The sequence below is a fragment of the Mesorhizobium sp. M8A.F.Ca.ET.021.01.1.1 genome (assembly GCF_003998025.1).
Taxonomy (GTDB): domain Bacteria; phylum Pseudomonadota; class Alphaproteobacteria; order Rhizobiales; family Rhizobiaceae; genus Mesorhizobium.
Genome location: NZ_RZSJ01000879.1, coordinates 1 through 1,596 on the forward strand (window position 1 = coordinate 1; position 1,596 = coordinate 1,596).

A 1,596-nucleotide genomic window follows, 5' to 3' on the forward strand; every position below is an offset into this window, starting at 1 on the left:
GTTGTAGCCGATGCCGAGGCGGCGCTGGATGTAGGACGTCGAACATTTCTTGTCGCGCAACACCACCTTGACCGCCTCGTCATAGCTGGAATCGCCATCCTCGGCGGCAACGGCTCCCTTGTCGAAGACCGCTCCCTGGTCGCCTTCCTCTTCTTCTTCATCCTCGTCGGCCGTCACCGTCTCCAGATATTCGGGGCGGCCCTGCGCCTTCAGATGCGCCACGACATGCTCGACCTCGGCGTCGGACACGAAGGGGCCGTGCACACGGGCGATGCGCCCGCCGCCCATCATGTGCAGCATGTCGCCCTGGCCGAGCAGCTGTTCGGCGCCCTGCTCGCCCAGGATGGTGCGGCTGTCGATCTTGGAGGTGACCTGGAAGGAGATGCGGGTCGGGAAATTGGCCTTGATCGTGCCGGTGATGACGTCGACCGAAGGCCGCTGCGTCGCCATGATCAGGTGGATGCCGGCGGCCCGCGCCATCTGCGCCAGGCGCTGGATGGCGCCTTCGATCTCCTTGCCGGCGACCATCATCAGGTCGGCCATCTCGTCGACGATGACGACGATGTAGGGCATCGGCGCGAAGTCGATTTCCTGCTGTTCGAACAGCGGTTCGCCGGTGCCCTTCTCGAAGCCGGTCTGCACGGTCATGACGACCGTCTCACCCTTGTCGCGGGCTTGGGCGGCGCGCTCGTTGTAGCCGTCGATGTTGCGCACGCCGAGCCGCGCCATCTTGCGATAGCGGTCCTCCATCTCGCGCACCGCCCATTTGAGCGCGGTAACGGCCTTCTTGGGGTCCGTGACGACAGGGGTCAGAAGGTGCGGGATGCCGTCATAGACGGACAGTTCGAGCATCTTCGGGTCGACCATTATCAGCCGGCATTCTTCCGGCTTCAGCCGGTAGAGCAGCGACAGGATCATGGTGTTGATGGCGACCGACTTGCCGGAGCCGGTGGTGCCGGCGACGAGCAGGTGCGGCATCTTCGCCAGCTCGGCGATGACAGGTTCGCCGCCGATCGTCTTGCCAAGGCAAAGCGCCAGCTTGCAGCTGGTTTTGCGGAAGCCCTGCGATTCGATCAGTTCGCGGAAATAGACGGTTTCGCGGGTCTCGTTCGGCAGCTCGATGCCGATGACGTTGCGGCCGGGCACCACGGCGACGCGCGCCGAGACCGCCGACATGGAGCGGGCGATGTCGTCGGCGAGACCAATGACGCGCGAGGATTTGACGCCTGGCGCCGGCTCGAATTCGTAGAGGGTGACGACCGGGCCGGGGCGCACGTGGATGATCTCGCCGCGCACGCCGAAATCCTCCAGCACGCTTTCCAGGAGATCGGCATTCTGCTCGAGCCGCTCCTGCGACATGTAGAAGCCTTGGCCCTCGGGAGGCTGCTGCAGCAGCTCCTCCGAGGGAAGCTCGTAGCCTTCGCCCGTCTCCGGCTGGGCAACCTTGCCAGCCATGGGCAGCGACGGTGCGCGCGCTGCGGGAACGGCTTCGCCCACGCGTTGCACAATCGGCGCCGAGGCGGCGCTGCTTGCGGCAGGTGCGGCTGCGGCCGCCCTCCGAGCCCTCCGGGCAGCCCTGCCAACCGGAACGGACGG

General features: G+C 66.0%; 1 protein-coding gene. It reads right to left on the reverse strand.

Annotated elements, in window-relative coordinates; all coding sequences use genetic code 11:
* The coding region (locus tag EOA36_RS35010) for a DNA translocase FtsK (protein WP_245464553.1) at positions 1 to 1,596 on the reverse strand (1,596 nt) is incomplete at both ends.